Origin of the sequence: Variovorax sp. PMC12, from assembly GCF_003019815.1 — a bacterium.
Taxonomy (GTDB): domain Bacteria; phylum Pseudomonadota; class Gammaproteobacteria; order Burkholderiales; family Burkholderiaceae_C; genus Variovorax.
Window position 1 is genome coordinate 682206 of the sequence record NZ_CP027773.1, and the last position, 19799, is coordinate 702004.

The following is a 19799-nucleotide window of genomic DNA, read 5'->3' on the forward strand; positions in this document are numbered from 1 at the left end:
AAGGCCCGACCATGAAAACCGCGCCATCGAAAGGCCGGCCATGAAGCCGGTCGTGGCCCTGGTCGGGCGTCCCAACGTCGGCAAGTCGACGCTGTTCAATCGCCTGACCCAGACGCGCGACGCCATCGTCGCCGATTTCGCCGGCCTCACGCGCGACCGCCACTACGGCAACGGTCGCCTGGGCAAGCACGAGTTCATCGTGATCGACACCGGCGGCTTCGAGCCCGATGCCGGCAGCGGCATCTACAAGGAAATGGCCAAGCAGACGCGGCAGGCCGTGGCTGAGGCCGACGTGGTGATCTTCGTCGTCGATGCCCGCGAAGGCCTGTCGGCGCAAGACCATGAGATCGCCAATGAGCTGCGCCGTCTGGGCAAGCCCTGCGTGCTCGCGGCCAACAAGGCCGAGGGCATGCACGACGGCACCAAGCTCGTGGATTTCTACGAGCTGGGCTTCGGCGACGTGCACGGGGTTTCCGCAGCGCACGGGCAAGGCATGCGCGACCTGGTCGAGCTTGCGCTTGAGCCGCTGAACCTGCCCGATCCGGATGACGAGTCGGACGAGGACGAAGTCAACAAGCCGATCAAGCTGGCAGTGGCGGGGCGGCCCAACGTGGGCAAGTCGACGCTGATCAACACCTGGCTTGGCGAAGAGCGACTGGTGGCATTCGACATGCCAGGCACCACGCGCGACGCGATTTCAGTGCCCTTCGAGCGCAACGGCCAGCGCTTCGAACTGATCGACACGGCCGGCTTGCGCCGCAAGGGCAGGGTGTTCGAGGCGATCGAGAAATTCTCGGTGGTCAAGACGCTGCAGGCCATCGAATCGGCCAATGTGGTGCTGCTGCTGCTCGACGCCACGCAGGGCGTGACCGACCAGGATGCCCACATCGCGGGCTACATCCTCGAAAGCGGCCGCGCGGTGGTGATCGCCATCAACAAGTGGGACGCGGTCGACAGCTACCAGCGCGAGCAGATCCAGCGGCAGATCGAAACCCGGTTGCCGTTCCTGAAGTTCGCGGCATTGCATTTCATCTCGGCCATCAAGCGCCAGGGCCTTGGCCCGGTTTGGCAGGCAATTGCGCAGGCCCACAAGTCGGCCACGCGCAAGATGTCGACGCCGGTGCTGACCCGGTTGCTGCTGGAGGCGGTGCAGTTCCAGGCTCCCAAGCGCGGCGGCATGTACAGGCCCAAGCTGCGTTATGCGCACCAGGGTGGCATGAATCCGCCGGTGATCGTGATCCACGGCAATTCGCTCGAACATGTGACCGATGCTTACAAGCGCTTCCTCGAGGGACGCTTCCGCAAGGAATTCGACCTGGTGGGTACCCCGTTGCGGATCGAATTCAAGAGCTCCCACAATCCTTTTGCCGACAAGGACGACTGAGCCATTGGGCGCCGATGGCGGCCAATGACTTGCGACGAGGGCGGAAGTTCCGGCTTTTGAGAACCGTTATTTTCTCAAGGCTTTTGACCCGGGTTGCTGCAGCGCGGAAACCCTGTGTTAAGGTCATCTCTCCAACAACTACTCTTGAACACGGAGAATATCGTGAGCAATAAAGGGCAACTTCTGCAAGACCCGTTCCTGAATACCTTGCGTCGCGAGCATGTGCCAGTTTCCATTTATTTGGTCAACGGTATCAAGCTGCAAGGGCAGATCGAGTCTTTTGACCAGTACGTCGTGTTGCTTCGCAACACAGTGACGCAAATGGTCTACAAGCACGCCATTTCCACCATCGTGCCGGGTCGTGCCGTCAATTTCTCGGCTGCCGAGAACGACGACGCCGCTGCCTGATAGCGCGGAGCGCGGCGGCCTTCCGGCCGTCGCGCTTTTTCCCAATTCTGATCCCGCTTGTCTGAACAGATCCCCCGCCAGGAAGGCGCCGCCGTTCTCGTCGGCGTTGATTTCGGGCTGCCCCATTTCGACAGCGAACTCGAGGAACTCGGCCTGCTCGCGCAGACTGCCGGCCTCACGCCCGTCGCCCATCTTTCCTGCAAACGCAAGGCCCCTGACGCGGCATTGTTCGTCGGCAGCGGCAAGGCCGAAGAAATCAAGGAACTGGCCGCCCTCCACAGGGCGAGCGAAGTCATCTTCGACCAGGCGCTGAGCCCTGCCCAGCAGCGCAACCTCGAGCGCCAACTGGACGTCGCGGTGTACGACCGCACTTTCCTCATTCTCGAGATCTTCGCGCAGCGCGCGCGCTCGCACGAAGGCAAGCTGCAGGTGGAGCTTGCCCGCCTGCAGTACCTCAGTACCCGGCTGGTCCGGCGCTGGTCCCACCTGGAGCGTCAGACCGGTGGCGCGGGTGTGCGCGGCGGTCCGGGCGAAAAGCAGATCGAGCTCGACCGCCGGATGATCGGCGAGTCGATCAAGCGCACCCGCGAGCGGCTGGCCAAGGTGCAGAAGCAACGCGGTACGCAGCGCCGGCAGCGCGAGCGGCGCGACACCTTCAACATCTCGCTCGTCGGCTATACCAACGCCGGCAAGTCGTCGCTGTTCAACGCACTGGTCAAGGCCCGCGCCTATGCGGCCGACCAGCTGTTCGCCACGCTGGACACCACCACGCGCAATCTCTACCTGGGCGATGCCCGGCGCCAGGTGTCGATTTCCGACACCGTGGGCTTCATTCGCGACCTGCCGCACGGCCTGGTCGATGCGTTCAAGGCGACGCTGCAGGAAGCGGTCGACGCCGACCTCCTGCTGCACGTCGTCGACGCCTCCAACCCCCATTACCCCGAACAGATGGCCGAGGTGCAGACCGTGCTGCGCGAGATCGGTGCCGACACCGTCCCGCAGCTTCTGGTCTTCAACAAGCTCGACGCCCTTGAAAGCACGCAGCATCCGCTGCATCTGCAGGACGAGATGGAAATCGACGGTGTGCAGGTCCCCCGCATCTTCCTGAGCGCCAGGAGCGGCGAGGGCGTGCCGTTGCTGCGCGCCGAGCTCGCCCGGCAATCGGGCTCCGTAGCCGATACGATGTCCCCTGAGGCGAACGCTGAATTGCACGATGCGGCCAATTGATTGGGCACAATCCCGCCACTGACAAGAGAACGAAGCGAATGAATTCAAAGCCAGCGCGGAGAGGGTTTCTGGGCATGTTCAATCTGAACGATGGCCGGTGGGGTCGTGGCGACGAGCCGTCCTCCAACGGTGATCGCCCGACCGGCAACCGTCCCCCCGAAGCCAATCCTCCGGGCGCACCGACGTCCCCGCCTTCGGGCAACAACAGCAACAACAACGACCGTCCCCGCGGCCAGGGGCCCAACCAGGGCCCGCCCGACCTCGATGAACTGTGGCGCGACCTCAATCGCAAGCTCGGCGGTTTCTTCGGCGGCGGCAAGGGCGGCGGCAATCGTCCCAGCGGCGGCAACAGCAACGGCGGCGGCAACGGCTACAGGCCAGACATGAAGAACGCAGGATTCGGCCTCGGCCTCGTGGCTGCCGTGGCCGTACTCATCTGGCTCGGCACCGGCTTCTTCATCGTGAACGAAGGCCAGCAGGCGGTCGTGACCCAGTTCGGACGCTACAAGACGACCGTGGGCGCCGGTTTCAACTGGCGCCTGCCTTATCCCATCCAGCGCCATGAAGTGGTGGTGGTCACGCAGATCCGCTCCACCGACGTGGGCCGCGACGCCATCGTGCGATCCACCGGCCTTCGCGAGTCGGCCATGCTGACCGAAGACGAGAACATCGTCGAAATCAAGTTCGCGGTGCAGTACCGCCTGAGCGACGCGCGCGCCTGGCTCTACGAGAGCAAGTCGCCCGCGGAGACCGTCGTGCAGGTGGCCGAGACCTCCGTGCGCGAGGTGGTCGGCAAGATGAAGATGGACGCCGCGCTGGCCGAAGAGCGCGACCAGATCGCACCCCGCGTGCGCACGCTGATGCAGACCATCCTCGATCGCTACAAGGTCGGTGTCGAAGTGGTCGGCATCAACCTGCAGCAGGGCGGCGTGCGCCCGCCCGAGCAGGTGCAGGCCGCATTCGACGACGTGCTCAAGGCCGGTCAGGAGCGCGAACGCGCCAAGAACGAAGCCCAGGCCTACGCCAACAACGTGGTGCCGCTCGCCACCGGTACGGCTTCGCGCCTGAAGGAAGAGTCCGAAGCCTACAAGGCGCGCATCGTGGCGCAGGCCCAGGGTGATGCCGGCCGCTTCGCTTCGGTCCTGGCCGAGTACCAGAAGGCGCCGCAGGTGACCCGCGACCGCATGTACACCGACGCCATGCAGCAGATCTACGCCAGCACGACCAAGGTGCTGGTCGACAGCAAGCAGGGCTCCAACCTGCTGTACCTGCCGCTGGACAAGCTGATGCAGCAAAGCGGCAACAGCGCGACGCCCACGCCGGTCGATGCGGCCAGCCCCAATGTGGCCGGCACCGCGCCGCCCCAGTCCTCGGTGATCCCGGTGGCGCCCGTGACGGGCGACGTGCGAGCCCGCGACGGCCGCTCGCGCGACCGCGACGTGCGTTGAACAAGGACTAGAAGAACATGAACAGAATCGGATTCATCGCATCGTCGATCCTCGTCTTGCTCGTGCTGTTGAGCTCGACCCTCTTCGTGGTCGACCAGCGCCAGTTCGGCGTGGTCTATGCCCTCGGCCAGATCAAGCAGGTCATCACCGAGCCGGGCCTCAACTTCAAGCTGCCGCCGCCGTTCCAGAACGTGTCGTACATCGACAAGCGGCTGCTCACGCTCTCCAGCATCGACACCGAACCCATGCTCACCGCTGAAAAGCAGCGCGTGGTGATCGACTGGTACGTGCGCTGGCGCATCAGCGACCCTCAGGCCTACATCCGCAACGTCGGTCTCGACGAGAACGCCGGTGCGATGCAGCTCAACCGTGTGGTGCGCAATGCGTTCCAGGAAAACATCAACAAGCGCACCGTGCGCGACCTGATCTCGGTGCGCCGCGAGGCCCTGATGGCCGACGTGCAGCGCGAAGTGCTGTCGGTGGTGAAGGGCGCCAAGCCCTGGGGCGTCGACGTGGTCGACGTTCGCATCACCCGTGTCGACTATGTGGAAGCCATTACCGAATCGGTCTACCGCCGCATGGAAGCCGAGCGCAAGCGCGTGGCCAACGAACTGCGCTCGACCGGTACGGCCGAGGGCGAAAAAATCCGCGCCGACGCCGACCGTCAGCGCGAAGTGATCGTCGCCAACGCCTACCGTGATGCGCAGAAGATCAAGGGCGAGGGCGATGCCCAGGCCGCTGCCGCCTACAGCGAGTCCTTTGGCCGCGACCCTCAGTTCGCCCAGTTCTATCGCAGCCTCGAGGCCTACAAGCAGAGCTTCAACAAGAAGAGCGACGTAATGGTGCTCGACCCGTCGTCGGACTTCTTCCGCGCCATGCAGGGCTCGGGTTCCTCCACCAACGCTCCTCGTCGTTGATTCTTTCCCCGGAGCCGTGAGCGCCGACACTTTCTGGAGCGCGCTAGCGCTCGTCCTGGTGATCGAGGGCATCCTGCCTTTCGTTTCTCCGGGAGGGTGGCGGCGCGGCTTCGGGCAGCTCATGCAGCTGCGCGACGGCCAGCTTCGTTTCTTCGGACTTTGCAGCATCCTGCTGGGTTTGATACTGCTCTGGATCCTGGCCTAGTCTCGGGCTGGTCGCGGTCCCGGTAGAATCCCGGTTTAACCACGCCCCCGATCCCCATGTCCGCTTGGGTCCTTCCGGATCACATTGCCGATGTGCTGCCTTCCGAGGCGCGCCACATCGAAGAACTTCGACGCCAGCTGCTCGATACCGCCCGTGGCTACGGCTACGAGCTGGTGATGCCGCCGCTGCTCGAGCACCTGGAGTCGCTGCTTTCGGGCACCGGCGAGGCGCTCGACCTCCAAACCTTCAAGCTCGTCGACCAGCTCTCCGGCCGCAGCATGGGCCTTCGCGCCGACACCACCCCCCAGGTGGCGCGCATCGATGCCCACCTGCTGAACCGCGACGGCGTGGCCCGCCTGTGCTACTGCGGCCCGGTGCTCCACACCCGCCCCGACCGGCCGCATGCAACCCGCGAGCCGCTGCAGTTCGGCGCCGAGATCTACGGCCACGCCGGCCTCGAGGCCGACACCGAGACCTTGCTGCTCGCACTCGACTGCCTCGATGCCGCGGGCCTGCGCGAAGGCGTGATCGTCGACCTGGCCGATGCCCGCATCGTGCGCGCGCTGTTCGCCGGCGTGCCGGTCGACGCGGCGCTGCTGGCCCGGGTGCACGCCGCGCTGGCCGCCAAGGACGCAAGCGAACTCGCCTCGCTCACCAAGGATTTCCCCGCTGCCTCGCGCGACGGCCTGCGCGCCCTGATCGGGCTCTATGGAGACGTCTGCGTGCTCGACGAGGCCGCGAAGGCCCTCGAGGGCACGCCCGCAGTGGCTCCCGCGCTGGCCGACCTCAGGCAGATCGCCGCCGGCCTGGACGAGGTTGCGGGCCGCCAGATCAGCTTCGACCTGGCCGACCTGCGCGGCTACGCCTATTACAGCGGCATGCGCTTCGGCATCTACGTGCCCGGCGCGGCCGATTCGCTGGTGCGCGGCGGCCGCTATGACGAGGTGGGCGCCGTGTTCGGCCGCAATCGTCCGGCCGTCGGCTTCAGCCTCGACGTGCGTGAACTGGTCGGCGTGCTGCCGGCCCGTCCGCTGCGTGCCGCCATCCGCGCGCCGTGGAGCGATGCGGCCGGCCTGCGTCAGGCGATTGCCCAATTGCGCAAGTCCGGTGAAACGGTAGTCTGCGTGCTGCCGGGCCATGGCAGCGAAATCGATGAATTCCACTGCGACCGCGAGCTCGTCGAGCAAGCAGGCCAGTGGAGTGTCCGAACGATCTGAATTTTTGAGTAATGGAACGAGCATGAGCGTAACCACCGGAAGAAACGTGGTCGTCGTCGGCACCCAATGGGGCGACGAGGGCAAAGGCAAGCTGGTCGACTGGCTGACCGAAAGCGCCCAGGGCGTGGTCCGCTTCCAGGGCGGCCACAACGCGGGCCACACGCTGGTCATCAACGGTGTGAAGACAGCGTTGCACCTGATCCCGAGCGGCATCATGCGGCCCGGCGTCAAGTGCTACATCGGCAACGGCGTGGTGCTGTCGGCTGCCAAGCTGTTCGAGGAAATCGAAGGGCTGGAGAAGGCTGGCGTCGAAGTGCGTTCGCGCCTGCGCATCAGCGAGGCCTGCCCGCTGATCCTGCCGTTCCACGCCGCGCTGGACATCGCGCGCGAGGCCTATCGCGAGAAGGGCGGCATCGAGAAGATCGGCACCACCGGCCGCGGCATCGGTCCGGCCTATGAAGACAAGATCGCCCGCCGCGCGCTGCGCGTGCAGGACCTGAAGCACCCCGAGCGTTTCGCGGCCAAGCTGCGCGTGCTGCTCGACCTGCACAACCACGTGCTGACGCAGGTGCTGAGCGCACCGGCCATCGATTTCGACGAAGTCTTCAACGAAGCCATGAAGCACGCCGAGCTGCTCAAGCCCATGATGGCCGACGTTTCGCGCGAGCTGAACGACGCGCACAGGAACGGCGCCAACCTGCTGTTCGAAGGCGCGCAGGGCACGCTGCTCGACGTGGACCACGGCACCTACCCGTACGTCACTTCCAGCAACTGCGTGGCCGGCAACGCCGCCGCCGGTTCGGGCGTGGGCCCGGGCATGCTGCACTACATCCTGGGCATCACCAAGGCCTACTGCACGCGCGTGGGCGGCGGTCCGTTCCCCACCGAGCTCGACTGGGCCACGCCCGGCACCCCCGGCTACCACATGAGCACCGTGGGCGCCGAAAAGGGCGTGACCACTGGCCGCAGCCGCCGTTGCGGCTGGTTCGACGCCGCGCTGCTCAAGCGTTCGGCGCAGGTCAACGGCCTGTCGGGCCTGTGCATCACCAAGCTCGACGTGCTGGACGGCCTCGAGAAGCTCGAGCTGTGCACCGGCTACGAACTCGACGGCGAGATCACCGACATCCTGCCGATGGGCGCCGACGAGATCGAGCGCTGCACCCCGATCTACGAGACCCTCGAGGGCTGGAGCGAAAGCACCGTGGGCGTCACGCAGTACGACAAGCTGCCGGTCAATGCGCGGCTGTACCTGCAGCGCATCGAGCAGGTCACCGGCGTGCCGATCCACATGGTGTCGACCAGCCCCGATCGCGACCACACGATCATGATGCGCCACCCCTACCTGGCCGACTGAAAACAGAGGAAAAGAAGAACCATGTTGACCGAAGACGGCAAGCATCTCTACGTCAGCTACGACGAGTACCACAACCTGATCGAGAAGCTCGCGATCAAGGTGCACCAGTCGGGCTGGCAGTTCGACACCATCCTGTGCCTGGCACGCGGCGGCATGCGCCCCGGCGACGTGCTCTCGCGCATCTTCGACAAGCCGCTGGCGATCATGTCGACCAGCTCGTACCGCGCCGATGCAGGCACGGTGCAGGGCCACCTGGACATCGCCCGCTTCATCACCACCCCCAAGGGCGAGATCGCCGGCAGGGTGCTGCTGGTGGACGACCTCGCCGATTCGGGGCACACGCTGCACGCGGTGATGGACATGCTGCGCAACAACTATCCGCCCATCACCGAGCTGCGCAGCGCCGTGATCTGGACCAAGGCGCTGTCGACCTTCACGCCCGACTACCAGGTGGAATTCCTGGCCACCAACCCGTGGATCCATCAGCCCTTCGAAGGCTACGACTCCATGGGCGCCGACAAGCTCATCGAGAAGTGGTCGGTCTGACGATCCAGTCCCGCCGATTCATCCGGCGGGGTTGAGCAGCATCGCGGTATAGCGGCGCTGCATTTCTTCCGGCGTCAGCTTCTCGATGCTGTGCCCCACGTTCCAGCGATGGCCGAAGGGGTCGCGAAAGACGCCGGAACGTTCCCCATAGAACTGGTCCTGCGGTGCCCTGTCGAGCGTGGCGCCGGCAGCGACCGCGCGCGCCACGACCGTGTCGGCATCGTCCACATGCAGGTGCAGCGTGACGGCGGTGCCGCCCAGTGTCTTCGCGCTGTGGATGTCGCATTCGGCGAATTCGTCCGAGAGCATCAGGATCGCGCCGTTGTGGAAGTCCAGCTCCGCGTGGCCGATGCGCCCGCTGGGCTCGGTCAGCCGGAAGATCTCCTTCACCTCGAAGACCTTGCAGTAGAAGTCGATGGCGGCGGCCGCGTCGTGGACGCAGATGTAGGGGAACAGTTCGTGGATAGCCATGGTGTTCGTTCGTCAGGTGTGGGATGGGCGTGATTGTGGTTTCCGGCCTGTCTTCACGTCTTGAAGAAATTTGACCTGCCGGCAGCCGCTCGGACCGGCACGTGGCGCGACGACTTCGGTGCCGCGCGCCGGTAGGCCTGCGGCGACATGCCGGCGATCGCGAGGAAGTCGCGGTTGAAATGCGCCTGGTCGCTGTAGCCCGCGTCCAGTGCCAGGTCGGCCCAGGGCTGCTCGGGGTCGATCGCGAACCGGCCCAGCACGTGGTCGAAGCGCAGCATGCGGGCGTATTGCTTGGGCGCCAGGCCGGTCATGCCGCGAAAAAGCGCAATAAAACGCCGGTGGCTGTATCCGCTTTGCGCCACCAGCCGGTGGATCGCGCCGGCCTGCGCGCCGTCGTCGCTGGCGTTCCAGCCGGCCATGCTGGCCAGCGCCTGCGCCACCGCGGGATGCAGGCGGTGCGCGGTGGACGCGGCGAGCCGTGCGCTCAGCAACGCATCGACGATCTCGAGCTGCCGCGCCGGCGATCCGGCGGCGTGAAGCTGTTCGAGCGCAAAGCCGGCAGCGGTACCCCAGAGCGCTTCCAGCGGTGTGTGGCGGCCGGCCAGTGCGTCTTCAGGCGCGCCGAGCAGCGCGTTCGCCGCGCCGGGCCTGAGCATGATGCCGACCGAACGCGTCTGCAGCGAAACGTCGCGCACGAAGAAGGCCGAGCGTGTGCCGCCCACCATCGCATGGCCCACGGTGTAGCCCCGCGCGTCCTCGTCGTCATGAAAAAGGCGCAACGGCGGCCCGGAGAGCCGGAACACGAGGTGCATGCTGCCCGTGGGCAGCACATGTTCGCGCGCGCCGGGCCGTTCGCGGGGCGCCCCCTCGGGTTCGGACGCCCACAGCAGCCGCACGAAGGGCCGCAGCTGAGGCAAGGGAAGGCGGGTCAGTTGCATGTGCGGAGAGTGTCCGTCGAGCCGTTTCGCAGCGCAATCGGGCCCGGGCGCGAGCAGGGCGCGCGACCACCACGCTAGGATTCACCCATGAGCAAGCTTTCCACGACCCTGATCCACCACCCCTACACCCCACCCGACACCTTCGCCGCGCCGCAGCCCGGCGTGTTCAAGGCGTCGACGGTGTTCTTCGCCGACGTGGCGGCGATGCGCGCCCGTGACTGGAAGACCAAGGCCGGCTACACCTACGGCCTGCACGGCACGCCCACCACCTTCACGCTCGAGGAGCGCCTTGCCACGCTCGAAGGCGGTACCGAATGCCTGCTGGTGCCCAGCGGCCTGGCCGCCATCTCGCTGGTGGCGTTCGCCTTCCTGAAGACCGGCGACGAAGTGCTGATCCCCGACAACGCCTACGGCCCCAACAAGGCGCTGGCCACCGGCGAGCTCGCCAACTTCGGCATCACCCACCGCCTGTACGACGCGATGGACCCGTCGGACCTCGAGGCCAAGCTGTCGTCCCGCACGCGGCTGGTGTGGGTGGAGGCGGCCGGTTCGGTGACGATGGAATTCCCCGACCTTCCCGCGCTGGTGGACGTCTGCCGCGCGCGCGGCGTGATGACGGCGCTCGACAACACCTGGGGCGCCGGCCTGGCCTTCGCGCCCTTCGATTTCAACGGCACGGGGCAGGGCGTCGACATTTCCGTGCACGCGCTCACCAAGTACCCGAGCGGCGGCGGCGATGTGCTGATGGGCAGCGTGGTCACGCGCGACGAGCGCCTGCACCGCGCCCTCAAGCTCACCCACATGCGCATGGGTTTCGGCGTCGGCGTCGGCGACGTCGAGACGCTGCTGCGCTCGCTGCCCAGCATCGGTCTGCGCTATGCGGCGCACGACCGCGCGGCACGGGAACTGGCGGGATGGCTCAACGGCTGCGAGGAAATCGCGCAGGTGCTGCACCCGGCGCTGGAAGATTCCCCGGGCCATGTCCACTGGCGTGCACTGTGCGGCGAAACCGACCTGGCGGCGGGCCTGTTCTCCGTGGTGTTCGACGAGCGCTTCCGCACCGAGCAGGTCGACCGCTTCTGCGACAGCCTGAAGCTGTTCCGGCTCGGCTACTCGTGGGGCGGGCCGATCAGCCTCGTGGTGCCCTACGACATCGGCCTGATGCGCGACGCCAGTGTGGCGCGCTGGCCCCACAGGGGCACGCTCGTCCGCTTTTCGATCGGCCTGGAAGACGTGGGCGATCTGCGGGCCGATCTGCAACAGGCGCTGGCACGGATGTAAAAAAGCGAATCGGCTGTCTCGAGTGCCGCCGCGGGGGCTCTTGAGACTGCACCGTTATCGCTTACAGTAGGCCACGCGCAGTCACCCTGACTGCCTCGCCCAAGGAGAAGCAGTGGCAACACCAAATTACGGCTACGAGAAGCGCCAGAAAGAGCTGGCCAAGAAGAAGAAAAAGGAAGAAAAGCTCCGGGAAAAGGCGAATCGCAAACTCAGCCCGAGCAGCGACGGACTGGCTCCCGGAGACCCGGAAACCGACGTGGCTTCGCTCGAACGCGATCCCCCCACGGTGCCCGAGTTGCCCACCAAGAACGGTTGATCCGTTTCTGGCTTCCCTCCATGAAAACCGCCACAGGCTTGCGCCGGTGGCGGTTTTTTCATTTGGGCAGCAGCTTGCGCAGTTCGGGCCAGACGTTGTCGAGCAACTGCGGCTGCGCCGCCGCCGTCGGATGGATGCGGTCGGCCTGGAACAGCGAGAGCGCGTTCGGTGCGTCCGCCACGCCCTTGAGCAGGAAGGGCACGAGCGCCGACCGGGTGGCGCCGGCCACCTTCGAGAACACCGCCTCGAAGCGCCGCGTGTAGTCGCCGCCGTAGTTGGGCGGCACCTGGATGCCGACGATCAGCACCTTCGCGCCTGCCGCCTGCGCGGCCTTGGTGATCTGCAGCAGGTTGCTTTCGGTGTCGGCCAGCGGCAGGCCGCGCAGGGCGTCGTTGGCGCCGAGCTCCAGCACAACGAGGCTGGGCTTGTGCTGCGCGAGCAGCGAAGGAAAGCGGGCGCGTCCACCGGAGCTGGTGTCGCCGCTGATGCTGGCGTTGACCACGGTCGCCGCGATCTTCTGCTGCGCAAGCCTTTTCTCCAGCAAGGGTACCCAGCCTTCGCCGCGCTTGAGCCCGTACTCTGCGCTCAGCGAATCGCCCAGCACCAGGATCACCGGCTTGCCAGCCGTGGAGGCTGGAGCCTGGGCATTCGCCGCGGTCGTCCAAGTCCCCGCGCTGCCGAGCGCGGCGGTGGTCAAGATAAAGTCACGTCGATTCAAAACCAAAGCCTTTCCATGTCCCAACCCCCGTCTGATGCCATTGTCGCCGTCGAGCATGTCTTCAAGTCCGTGACCGACTCGGCCGGCACGCTGGACATTCTGCAGGACATCCATTTCACCCTCGGCGCGCGGGAGACCGCGGCCATCGTCGGCGCCTCGGGTTCGGGCAAGAGCACCTTGCTGTCGATCATCGCGGGGCTGGACACGCCCACGCGCGGCACCGTCAGGCTCGCGGGCGACGATCTGTTCGCCATCGACGAGGACGAGCGCGCCGCCGTGCGCGCGAAGCGCGTGGGCTTCGTGTTCCAGAGCTTCCAGCTGCTGGGCAACCTCAGCGCGCTCGAGAACGTCATGCTCCCGCTGGAGCTTGCCAACCGCAAGGACGCCCGCAAGGCGGCCACCGAAATGCTCGGCCGCGTCGGGCTGGGCCAGCGGCTCGGGCACTACCCGAAGGTGCTCTCGGGCGGGGAGCAGCAGCGCGTGGCGCTGGCGCGGGCCTTCGTCGTTCAGCCTTCGCTGCTGCTGGCCGACGAGCCCACCGGCAGCCTGGACTTCGCCACCGGCGAGCAGGTCATGAAGCTCATGTTCGACCTCAACCGCGAACTGGGCACCACGCTCGTGCTCGTCACGCACGACCGCGGCATCGCCGATCGGTGCGAACGGCGCATCACGATCGAGGCCGGAAGGGTGGCAGGTAATGAAAAAGCTGCCGTAGCGCCCGGCTGACAAGCGCGGTAAGCTATCAAACGGATAGCAAATACAGGAGCAACATCCCCCATGGACGACCTACCACCGGACGCCATCGCGGCGCTGCGGCGTGGCAGGCTGATCGAGGCCATCAAGATCGTGCGTGACAGCACCGGCATGGATCTCCGTTCGGCCAAGGACGCCGTCGAGCGCTATGCCGCATGGATGGGGGACCCGGGCCGCGCTTCGCCCGACGTCTCCGCGCAGGACCGCGGCTTCGCGTCGATGCCGTCCACGGCACTGACCGCGCTGGCGCAAGGCAACAAGGTCGAGGCCGTGCGGCTCACACGCGACGCCACCGGCCTGAGCCTCGCGGCCGCCAAGCGGCTGGTCGAGAACCACGAAAACCCGCCGGTCGGCGCCTTCGGCCACCTGGCGTCGGAAATACCTCGCCGCCCGGTGGTCGACGAGCCGGGCCGCGTGCCGGCGGGCAGCTACAGCTGGCTGCCGGTCACCGTCATCGTGCTGGCCATGCTGCTGGTCTGGGCGTTGTTCGGAAAAGAGCTCTGACCCGATGATCGTTCCCCAGTTCTGGGCCGAGGGCCGCGTCCAGGAGCGCGTGGCCGGCAAGCAGATCACCGTTCGCCGGCACGGCTGGTCCGACGACAGCCCCGTGGCAGCGCAGGCGCATGCCGACCAGCGTGCCCGCGAGGCCTTCGACCGCATCGTGGCCGGCGAGCAGCTCGACCGCCGTGAACTCAAGCGCGCCTACAACGGCGCCGACGGCGTGCCGATCCGCGAGGAAATCGTCGAGCGGCAGGGCGACACCGTGGTCACGCGCAACAGCTACGGCGCGCGCTGCCTCAACACGCCCGACGTGCTGTTCGTGGACATCGATTTCGAGGAGCCGCTGCGCGGCAGCGTGTTCGGCTTTGCGCTGGTGCCGGCCCTGATCGCCGGTGTGGTCGGCGGCTGGGCCGCCAAGACCTGGCTCGGCGGGCTGATCGCGGGCATCGTGGTGTTCGCCGTGGCCTGGGTCATCGGCCAGCGCAAGAAGCGCGGCGAGCCCAGCGGCAACCCATCGCCCGAGAAGCAGGCGGCCGAGCGCATCGGACGCTTCATGCACCAGCATCCCGACTGGCACCTGCGCATCTACCGCACGCCCGCGGGCTTTCGGGTACTGGCCATGCACGATGTCTTCAAGCCGTCGGACAACGCGGTGGCCGATTGCTTCCAGCTGCTGGGCGTCGACAAGGTGTACGCCCGCATGTGCCGCAACCAGAACTGTTTTCGCGCGCGCCTGAGCGCCAAGCCGTGGCGCATCGGCATCGGCGATGCGATGCGGCCCCGGCCCGGCGTGTGGCCCGTGGCGCCCGACAAGCTGCCCGCGCGCGACGCCTGGATCGCCCGCTACGAAAAGGCCGCCGAAGGCCACGCCGCCTGCCAGTTCCTCGAGGCCGTGGGCAACAGCGAGAAGGTGCATCCGAATGCGCTGGCGGTGCAGCAACTGCACGACGAGCGCACCCGCGCGACCAGCGGTTTACCCCTCGCCTGACGGAGCGAGGCACCTTCGTGGAACACCGCGGAACCGGCTTTGCCGGGCCGCCGGTGTTGCCCCCTTCCAGGGGGGAGGAGGCCACACGAAGTGGGCAAGCCTGGGGGTAGGGATAATCACGGGATGTCTTCCCCAAAAGTGATCTTCGGCTTCCATGCCGTGGGCGTGCGCATCAAGACCGCGCCTAAATCGGTGCTCGAAGTGATGTTCGACGCCAGCCGGCGCGATGCGCGCATGAAACAGTTCATTGCGCGTGCGCAAGAAGCCGGCGTCCGGCTGGTCGAGGCCGACGGCCTGCGGTTGTCCAAGCTCAGCGGCAGCCACGGTCACCAGGGCGTGGTGGCGCGGGTCGAACCCGTGGCCCAGGTCCATTCGCTCGATGAGTTGCTCGAAGGCCTCGAAGAGGCCGGCACGGTGCCGCTGCTGCTGGTGCTCGACGGCGTGACCGATCCGCACAACCTCGGCGCCTGCCTGCGCGTGGCCGATGGGGCCGGCGCGCATGCGGTGATCGCTCCCAAGGACCATGCGGCCGGCATCAATGCCACGGTTGCCAAGGTGGCGAGCGGTGCCGCGGAGACGGTGCCGTACTTCATGGTGACCAACCTCGCCCGCACGCTGAACGAACTCAAGGAACGCAGCATCTGGTGCGTGGGCACCAGCGACGACGCGCCGGGCACGATCTACCAGAGCGACTTCAAGCGCCCGCTGGCGCTGGTGCTGGGCGCCGAGGGCGAGGGCATGCGCCAGCTCACGCGAAAGACCTGCGACGAGCTCGTGAGCATTCCGATGGCGGGCGCGGTGGAGAGCCTGAACGTCTCGGTGGCCAGCGGCGTGTGCCTCTACGAGGCGATGCGCCAGCGCGGCGCCTGAGCGCCGCTTCCTGGCCTAGGCCTAGGCCTGGGGCGGCGGGCCGCCCTTGCGGTGGAAGTAGATGAGTTCCGCCACGCGCCGCATCTGCGGCGTGCCCAGCAGGTGGTTGAACATCCAGTCGCTCTGGAAATTGTCGAAGGCCCAGCGCAGCGTGCGCTTGAGCAGGAAGCTGGGGTAGCTGCGCACGAACCAGATGGCCGGATCGTCGACTTCTTTTCGCACGAATCGCGCCACTGCCTCGCCCGCGCGTTCGCCGTGCTGCAGCGCGGTGTGGATGCCGCCCGCGGTCACCGGCGACACCATGCCGGCGGCGTCGCCCACCAGCAGCGCCCGTTCACGCGCGACCCTCGGCAGCACGCCGCCGCACGGGATCATTCCGGCGCGCACCGCGACGGGCGGTGAATCGCCCGGCGACACGACCGAGGCGATCTTGCGCAGCAGCGGATCGAGCCGCAGCGCCTGGGCGTCGCCGGGCACCACGCGGCGCGCCAGCCCGATCTGGCTCACGCCGACACCGTCGAGCGCCCAGCCGATGTACCCGGGCGCCAGCTTGCTGTCGATGAAGCAGTGCAGCAGGCCGGGCTCCATGCGCGCACCCCGGTACTCATGTTCCACGCCGTACAGGAAGCGCGTGTTGCGCGACAGGCCCAGCGCCTTGGCCACGCGCGAATGCGGACCGTCCGCGCCTACGAGGTAGGTGGCAGTGATGCAGGGGCCATGCGTGACCGGCACCTCCCAGCGTCCATTGATCCACAGCGCCTGTTCGAACAGCGTGCCGAGCCGCACGTCGACACCGCAGGCCCGCGCCGAGTCCACCATCCAGTCGAGCAGCGAGGGGGCGTCGGTGGCCCAGAACCAGTAGCCCGGCGCGTGCAGGTCCACATGGCGCATGTTGGGCGCATACAACCGCACGCCGTCGATGCGGCGCACCAGCGCGGGCGGCACCTCTGCCAGCCATGGCACGCTGTCGACTGCGTCCTTGACGATGATGCCGGTGGTGTGGAGCTTGCTGCCGGCGCTGGCCTTCTTCTCCAGCACCATCACGCTGAGTCCGGCGAGGGCCGCGGCACGGGCGCAGGCCAGCCCGGCAAAGCTGGCACCCACCACGAGAAGATCGACCTTGATGCCTGCGCCGCCGCTGCTTGGCGATGCAACCGGCGCCGCATGCGGCGGGGTGATCAGGGATGAATCGAGGGGGGCGAAGAAACTCGAGGAAGAAGATGGCATGGGCTGGCTGTGTTCGATACGCACCGCGGTCTGCGGTGCGCAGCGAAGTTAGCCAGCCGCTGTGCGTGCGGCGTGAAGCCTGTGTGAACTCAGGACGGGTCTTTGCCGCGGGTGCGGCCGACCGCGCTGAAGATGCCGATCCCGAGCAGGATCACCGCACCGATGCCGATGTAGAGCGTCGGCACGCCCAACACCGTGGCTCCCCAGACGAGGCCGCCCAGGAAGATCAAGAAACCGATCATGTAAAGCGCAAAGGACATCGCCGTTCCTCCGGAAGCTGAGATGCGTTGCAGTATCCCGGCCGGCGCGAGGCTTCGAGGCGGCCCGCGCCGCCTGTCCATGTGGGAGCCAGCCTACCGATGGGCTAGGACGGGCTCGCCACCAGCAGGTAGCGGCAGGCTCCGCGACCCAGCGCCTTGAACGCCAGCGGCCTGTCCACGCCGAAGTCGAGACAGTCGCCCGGCCCAAGCTCGAAACGCTCGTCGCCGTAGTCCACGCGGAGCGCGCCTTCGAGCATCCACAGGCATTGTCGATACGGCTTGCCGCTCCACCGCGGATAGCTGACCTGCGCCGAACGCGGCAGCTCGACCTCGACCAGTTCGACACCGCTGCCCGCGTGGCGCTCCGCCACCTGGCGGCGCAGGTAGCCCGCTTCGGGATCTCGCCACACGTGCTGCTCGGCCCTTGTTCGCAGGCGCTGGGGACTGTCCTTTTCTTCTGTCAGCAACTGCGCAAGCGGCACGCCCAGCCCCGCAGCCAGTTTGCCCAGCAGCACGGCCGTGGGGCTGCTCTGGGCACGCTCCACCTTCGAGATCATGGCCTTGCTGACCCCCGACAACTCGGCCAGTTCGGCAAGGCTGAGCGTCCGTGCCTGCCGCAGCGCCAGCAGCCGCGAGGCGATGAGTGCGTCGATGCCATCGGCAGCGCCCTGTGTAGAAGAGGCGGTGGAGGTGGATGAAGTGTTTCCCATATGAGATTATTATTCTCTTATATTGGACGACTCAAGGAACATCATGCGGCTCATCCCCTGCACCGAAGAAGCGCACGCCGCGGCGATTCTTGCCATCCTCAACGAAGCCATCGTCACCTCGACCGCGCTGTACGACTACAAGCCGCGCACGCCGGAGAACATGGTTGCCTGGTTCGCCACCAAGCGTGCGAACGGCTTTCCGGTGATCGGCGCGGTGGACGACGAGGGCAAGCTGCTGGGTTTTGCCAGCTACGGCGCGTTCCGCGCCTTCCCCGCCTACAAGTACACGGTCGAGCATTCGGTGTACGTCGACAGCGCCCACCGCGGCGCGGGCCTGGGCCGCACGCTGATGGAGGCGATCATTGCCGAGGCCATTGCGCGCGACGTGCACGTGATGGTCGGCGCCATCGATGCCGCCAACGCCGGCAGCATCGCGCTGCACGAGCGGCTGGGCTTCGAGCATTCCGGCACCGTGCGCCAGGCCGGCTTCAAGTTCGGCCGCTGGCTCGACGTGGCCTTCTACCAGCGGATCCTGGCGACGCCGCTGAACCCGGTCGACGGCTGAGCGCCCGCTAGACCAGCGTGTAGAAACGCATCACCACCTCGGACGGCTTGCGCATGCCGGCGCCGGTGAACATGCGTTCGCTGATCCACTTCAGCGACGGCGAAGTGGTTTCGAAGCGCGGGTTGCAGCGGAAGTACACCTGCGTCGGGTCGACGGGGTCGCCTCGCAGCAGCCGGGCCATGACCTCGGGCGTGGCCGAGCGCATGGCCTGGTTCTGCACGTAGATCAGGTCGCCTGAGTCGGTCTCCAGGGCGTAGCGCGCATCGAGCTCGGAGAGCGTTTCGCTCACGATCAACTGGAAGTCGCAGCCGCCCGGCAGAACGCGCGCCCGCCAGCCGTGCCCGGTGGCCTCGCCGCCCGTGATGGGCACCACGCGGCGCATGCCGCGCGGGGTGCCGCCCAGCACCTGCGGCGTGCCCACCTCGACGCGCAGGTCGGCGAAGTGCTCGAGCGAAGGGGCGGAGATATCGTTGAAATCGAACACGCTCATCACTCGCTCCTTCCTCAGGCCGCGGCGGTTTCGGCGCTGGCGCGGTCGAGCATCTCGATGGTGCCCGCGTCCAGCTTCAGCTGCGTCGCGACCACGAGTTCCTCGAGCTGCGCGATCGACGTCGCGCTGGCGATCGGCGCCGTCACGCCGGGGCGCGCGATCTGCCAGGCGATGGCCACCTGGCCGGGCTTGGCGTTGTACTGCTGGGCCACCTTGTCGAGCGCGTCGAGGATGCGCAGGCCGCGTTCGTTGAGGTACTTCTTGGTGGTGTTGGCGCCGCGGGCGCTCTTGCTCGCGTCGGCCTCCGTGCGGTACTTGCCCGTGAGGAAGCCGGCGGCCAGCGCGTAGAAGTTGATCACGCCCACCTCGCGCTTCAGGCACAGCGGCTCCAGCGCGTCCTCGAACACCGCGCGGTCGTAGAGGTTGTAGAGCGGCTGCAGGCTCTCGTAGCGGGCGATGCCGAGCTTCTCGGACACGTCCAGCGCTTCGGCCAGCCGCGGCGCCGTGTAGTTCGACGCGCCGATCGCGCGAACCTTGCCTTCCTGGATCAGCTGGTCGAAGGCGCGCAGCGACTCCTCGAGCGGCGTGTTGGCGTCGTCGTCATGCGACTGGTAGAGGTCGATGTGGTCCGTCTGCAGGCGCCTGAGCGAAGCCTCGACCGCCTCGCGGATGTACTTGGGCGACAGGCCCACCTTGCCTTCGCCCATCGGCTTGCCGACCTTGGTGGCCAGCACCACGCGGTTGCGCTTGCCGCTTTGCTTGAGCCACTTGCCGATGATGGTCTCGGACTCGCCGCCCGTGTGGCCCGGCACCCAGGCCGAGTACACGTCGGCGGTGTCGACGAAGTTGAAGCCGGCGTCGAGCCACGCGTCGAGCAGCTTGAACGAGGCAGCCTCGTCGACGGTCCAGCCGAACACGTTGCCCCCGAAGGCGAGCGGCGAAACCAGGAGGCCGGAGCGGCCGAGCGGGCGAAGTTGCGACATGAGTTGGTGTTCCCGAAGAAAA

Annotated in this window: 24 protein-coding genes; 16 read left to right on the forward strand and 8 right to left on the reverse strand. The window is 66.9% G+C overall.

The window, feature by feature from the left end; all coding sequences use genetic code 11:
* Positions 1–40 precede the first annotated feature (40 nt).
* The 9 genes from der to C4F17_RS03105 all read left to right on the forward strand — a co-directional run bounded on the left by der (position 41) and on the right by C4F17_RS03105 (position 8706).
* The gene (der, locus tag C4F17_RS03065; protein WP_081269104.1) at positions 41–1384 is read left to right on the forward strand and encodes a ribosome biogenesis GTPase Der; all 1344 of its coding nucleotides are present in this window, start codon (positions 41–43) and stop codon (positions 1382–1384) included.
* Positions 1385–1546: 162 nt separating this feature from the next.
* Entirely contained in the window at positions 1547–1792 is a 246-nt protein-coding gene (gene hfq / locus C4F17_RS03070; protein ID WP_012747311.1) for an RNA chaperone Hfq, read from the forward strand.
* 57 nt (positions 1793–1849) lie between these two features.
* The gene (gene hflX / locus C4F17_RS03075; protein ID WP_106934243.1) at positions 1850–3019 is read left to right on the forward strand and encodes a GTPase HflX; all 1170 of its coding nucleotides are present in this window, start codon (positions 1850–1852) and stop codon (positions 3017–3019) included.
* A gap of 74 nt (positions 3020–3093) precedes the next feature.
* The gene (gene hflK, locus C4F17_RS03080; RefSeq protein WP_106934244.1) at positions 3094–4467 is read left to right on the forward strand and encodes an FtsH protease activity modulator HflK; all 1374 of its coding nucleotides are present in this window, start codon (positions 3094–3096) and stop codon (positions 4465–4467) included.
* 17 nt (positions 4468–4484) lie between these two features.
* The gene (gene hflC, locus C4F17_RS03085; RefSeq protein WP_081269107.1) at positions 4485–5384 is read left to right on the forward strand and encodes a protease modulator HflC; all 900 of its coding nucleotides are present in this window, start codon (positions 4485–4487) and stop codon (positions 5382–5384) included.
* Between the two features lie 16 nt (positions 5385–5400).
* Entirely contained in the window at positions 5401–5589 is a 189-nt protein-coding gene (locus C4F17_RS03090; RefSeq protein ID WP_081269108.1) for a DUF2065 domain-containing protein, read from the forward strand.
* 56 nt (positions 5590–5645) lie between these two features.
* On the forward strand, positions 5646–6806 hold the full coding sequence (locus C4F17_RS03095; RefSeq protein ID WP_106934245.1) for an ATP phosphoribosyltransferase regulatory subunit: 1161 nt from the start codon (positions 5646–5648) through the stop codon (positions 6804–6806).
* Positions 6807–6828: 22 nt separating this feature from the next.
* Entirely contained in the window at positions 6829–8160 is a 1332-nt protein-coding gene (locus tag C4F17_RS03100; RefSeq protein ID WP_081269110.1) for an adenylosuccinate synthase, read from the forward strand.
* A gap of 21 nt (positions 8161–8181) precedes the next feature.
* Positions 8182–8706 carry a phosphoribosyltransferase gene (locus C4F17_RS03105; protein ID WP_106934246.1) on the forward strand — a complete coding sequence of 175 codons (525 nt, stop codon included), beginning with the start codon at positions 8182–8184 and terminating at the stop codon, positions 8704–8706.
* An 18-nt stretch (positions 8707–8724) separates the two neighbouring features.
* On the opposite strand, the gene C4F17_RS03110 is transcribed toward C4F17_RS03105, so the two are convergent.
* Positions 8725–9177: a VOC family protein gene (locus C4F17_RS03110; protein ID WP_081269112.1), complete on the reverse strand. Its 453-nt coding sequence runs from the start codon at positions 9175–9177 to the stop codon at positions 8725–8727.
* Between the two features lie 53 nt (positions 9178–9230).
* Positions 9231–10115: an AraC family transcriptional regulator gene (locus C4F17_RS03115; protein ID WP_106934247.1), complete on the reverse strand. Its 885-nt coding sequence runs from the start codon at positions 10113–10115 to the stop codon at positions 9231–9233.
* 87 nt (positions 10116–10202) lie between these two features.
* Between C4F17_RS03115 and C4F17_RS03120 the strand changes: the two genes are divergently transcribed.
* Together C4F17_RS03120 and C4F17_RS03125 are read left to right on the forward strand one after the other, a co-directional pair.
* The gene (locus C4F17_RS03120) at positions 10203–11396 is read left to right on the forward strand and encodes a PLP-dependent transferase (protein WP_081269114.1); all 1194 of its coding nucleotides are present in this window, start codon (positions 10203–10205) and stop codon (positions 11394–11396) included.
* A 112-nt stretch (positions 11397–11508) separates the two neighbouring features.
* Positions 11509–11712, forward strand: a complete 204-nt coding sequence (locus C4F17_RS03125; protein ID WP_055796387.1) for a hypothetical protein — start codon at positions 11509–11511, stop codon at positions 11710–11712.
* A 58-nt stretch (positions 11713–11770) separates the two neighbouring features.
* Here the strand turns inward: C4F17_RS03125 and C4F17_RS03130 are convergent, their stop codons facing one another.
* Entirely contained in the window at positions 11771–12409 is a 639-nt protein-coding gene (locus tag C4F17_RS03130) for an arylesterase (protein ID WP_234382513.1), read from the reverse strand.
* Between the two features lie 36 nt (positions 12410–12445).
* Here C4F17_RS03130 and C4F17_RS03135 point away from each other — a divergent pair, with 36 nt between their 5' ends.
* The 4 genes from C4F17_RS03135 (at position 12446) to rlmB (ending at position 15542) form a co-directional block, all read left to right on the forward strand.
* Positions 12446–13156: an ABC transporter ATP-binding protein gene (locus tag C4F17_RS03135; protein WP_081269116.1), complete on the forward strand. Its 711-nt coding sequence runs from the start codon at positions 12446–12448 to the stop codon at positions 13154–13156.
* Positions 13157–13207: 51 nt separating this feature from the next.
* Positions 13208–13687, forward strand: coding sequence for a hypothetical protein (locus C4F17_RS03140; RefSeq protein WP_081269117.1), 480 nt, complete (start codon positions 13208–13210; stop codon positions 13685–13687).
* Positions 13688–13691: 4 nt separating this feature from the next.
* The gene (locus C4F17_RS03145; protein ID WP_081269118.1) at positions 13692–14672 is read left to right on the forward strand and encodes a hypothetical protein; all 981 of its coding nucleotides are present in this window, start codon (positions 13692–13694) and stop codon (positions 14670–14672) included.
* Positions 14673–14795: 123 nt separating this feature from the next.
* Positions 14796–15542 (forward strand): 23S rRNA (guanosine(2251)-2'-O)-methyltransferase RlmB, encoded by a 747-nt coding sequence (rlmB, locus tag C4F17_RS03150; protein WP_081269119.1) that lies wholly within the window; start codon positions 14796–14798, stop codon positions 15540–15542.
* A 21-nt stretch (positions 15543–15563) separates the two neighbouring features.
* Here rlmB and C4F17_RS03155 read toward each other — a convergent pair whose 3' ends face one another.
* From C4F17_RS03155 to C4F17_RS03160, 3 genes are all read right to left on the reverse strand, one after another.
* Entirely contained in the window at positions 15564–16769 is a 1206-nt protein-coding gene (locus C4F17_RS03155; RefSeq protein WP_106937421.1) for an NAD(P)/FAD-dependent oxidoreductase, read from the reverse strand.
* Positions 16770–16858: 89 nt separating this feature from the next.
* The gene (locus tag C4F17_RS33080) at positions 16859–17029 is read right to left on the reverse strand and encodes a hypothetical protein (RefSeq protein ID WP_172839878.1); all 171 of its coding nucleotides are present in this window, start codon (positions 17027–17029) and stop codon (positions 16859–16861) included.
* Between the two features lie 104 nt (positions 17030–17133).
* The gene (locus tag C4F17_RS03160) at positions 17134–17739 is read right to left on the reverse strand and encodes a helix-turn-helix domain-containing protein (RefSeq protein WP_106934248.1); all 606 of its coding nucleotides are present in this window, start codon (positions 17737–17739) and stop codon (positions 17134–17136) included.
* 43 nt (positions 17740–17782) lie between these two features.
* On the opposite strand from C4F17_RS03160, the gene C4F17_RS03165 reads away from it, so the two are divergent.
* A complete protein-coding gene (locus tag C4F17_RS03165) occupies positions 17783–18304 on the forward strand; it encodes a GNAT family N-acetyltransferase (protein WP_106934249.1) in 522 nt (173 codons plus the stop codon).
* A gap of 7 nt (positions 18305–18311) precedes the next feature.
* Here C4F17_RS03165 and C4F17_RS03170 read toward each other — a convergent pair whose 3' ends face one another.
* On the reverse strand, positions 18312–18794 hold the full coding sequence (locus C4F17_RS03170; RefSeq protein WP_081269122.1) for a DUF3237 domain-containing protein: 483 nt from the start codon (positions 18792–18794) through the stop codon (positions 18312–18314).
* Positions 18795–18808: 14 nt separating this feature from the next.
* Positions 18809–19777 (reverse strand): aldo/keto reductase, encoded by a 969-nt coding sequence (locus C4F17_RS03175; protein WP_106934250.1) that lies wholly within the window; start codon positions 19775–19777, stop codon positions 18809–18811.
* Positions 19778–19799: the final 22 nt, after the last annotated feature.

What these genes read in the sequence shown, in the direction of transcription:
- C4F17_RS03105 (WP_106934246.1), top strand. Translation starts at nt 8,182, where the DNA reads ATGTTGACCGAAGACGGCAAGCATCTCTACGTCAGCTACGACGAGTAC.
- C4F17_RS03095 (WP_106934245.1), top strand. Translation starts at nt 5,646, where the DNA reads ATGTCCGCTTGGGTCCTTCCGGATCACATTGCCGATGTGCTGCCTTCC.
- C4F17_RS03175 (WP_106934250.1), bottom strand. Translation starts at nt 19,777, where the DNA reads ATGTCGCAACTTCGCCCGCTCGGCCGCTCCGGCCTCCTGGTTTCGCCG.
- C4F17_RS03110 (WP_081269112.1), bottom strand. Translation starts at nt 9,177, where the DNA reads ATGGCTATCCACGAACTGTTCCCCTACATCTGCGTCCACGACGCGGCC.
- C4F17_RS03120 (WP_081269114.1), top strand. Translation starts at nt 10,203, where the DNA reads ATGAGCAAGCTTTCCACGACCCTGATCCACCACCCCTACACCCCACCC.
- C4F17_RS03155 (WP_106937421.1), bottom strand. Translation starts at nt 16,769, where the DNA reads ATGCCATCTTCTTCCTCGAGTTTCTTCGCCCCCCTCGATTCATCCCTG.
- C4F17_RS03165 (WP_106934249.1), top strand. Translation starts at nt 17,783, where the DNA reads ATGCGGCTCATCCCCTGCACCGAAGAAGCGCACGCCGCGGCGATTCTT.
- rlmB (WP_081269119.1), top strand. Translation starts at nt 14,796, where the DNA reads ATGTCTTCCCCAAAAGTGATCTTCGGCTTCCATGCCGTGGGCGTGCGC.
- der (WP_081269104.1), top strand. Translation starts at nt 41, where the DNA reads ATGAAGCCGGTCGTGGCCCTGGTCGGGCGTCCCAACGTCGGCAAGTCG.
- hflC (WP_081269107.1), top strand. Translation starts at nt 4,485, where the DNA reads ATGAACAGAATCGGATTCATCGCATCGTCGATCCTCGTCTTGCTCGTG.
- hflK (WP_106934244.1), top strand. Translation starts at nt 3,094, where the DNA reads ATGTTCAATCTGAACGATGGCCGGTGGGGTCGTGGCGACGAGCCGTCC.
- C4F17_RS03160 (WP_106934248.1), bottom strand. Translation starts at nt 17,739, where the DNA reads ATGGGAAACACTTCATCCACCTCCACCGCCTCTTCTACACAGGGCGCT.
- C4F17_RS03145 (WP_081269118.1), top strand. Translation starts at nt 13,692, where the DNA reads ATGATCGTTCCCCAGTTCTGGGCCGAGGGCCGCGTCCAGGAGCGCGTG.
- C4F17_RS03140 (WP_081269117.1), top strand. Translation starts at nt 13,208, where the DNA reads ATGGACGACCTACCACCGGACGCCATCGCGGCGCTGCGGCGTGGCAGG.
- C4F17_RS03115 (WP_106934247.1), bottom strand. Translation starts at nt 10,115, where the DNA reads ATGCAACTGACCCGCCTTCCCTTGCCTCAGCTGCGGCCCTTCGTGCGG.
- C4F17_RS03170 (WP_081269122.1), bottom strand. Translation starts at nt 18,794, where the DNA reads ATGAGCGTGTTCGATTTCAACGATATCTCCGCCCCTTCGCTCGAGCAC.
- C4F17_RS03100 (WP_081269110.1), top strand. Translation starts at nt 6,829, where the DNA reads ATGAGCGTAACCACCGGAAGAAACGTGGTCGTCGTCGGCACCCAATGG.
- C4F17_RS03135 (WP_081269116.1), top strand. Translation starts at nt 12,446, where the DNA reads ATGTCCCAACCCCCGTCTGATGCCATTGTCGCCGTCGAGCATGTCTTC.
- C4F17_RS33080 (WP_172839878.1), bottom strand. Translation starts at nt 17,029, where the DNA reads ATGTCCTTTGCGCTTTACATGATCGGTTTCTTGATCTTCCTGGGCGGC.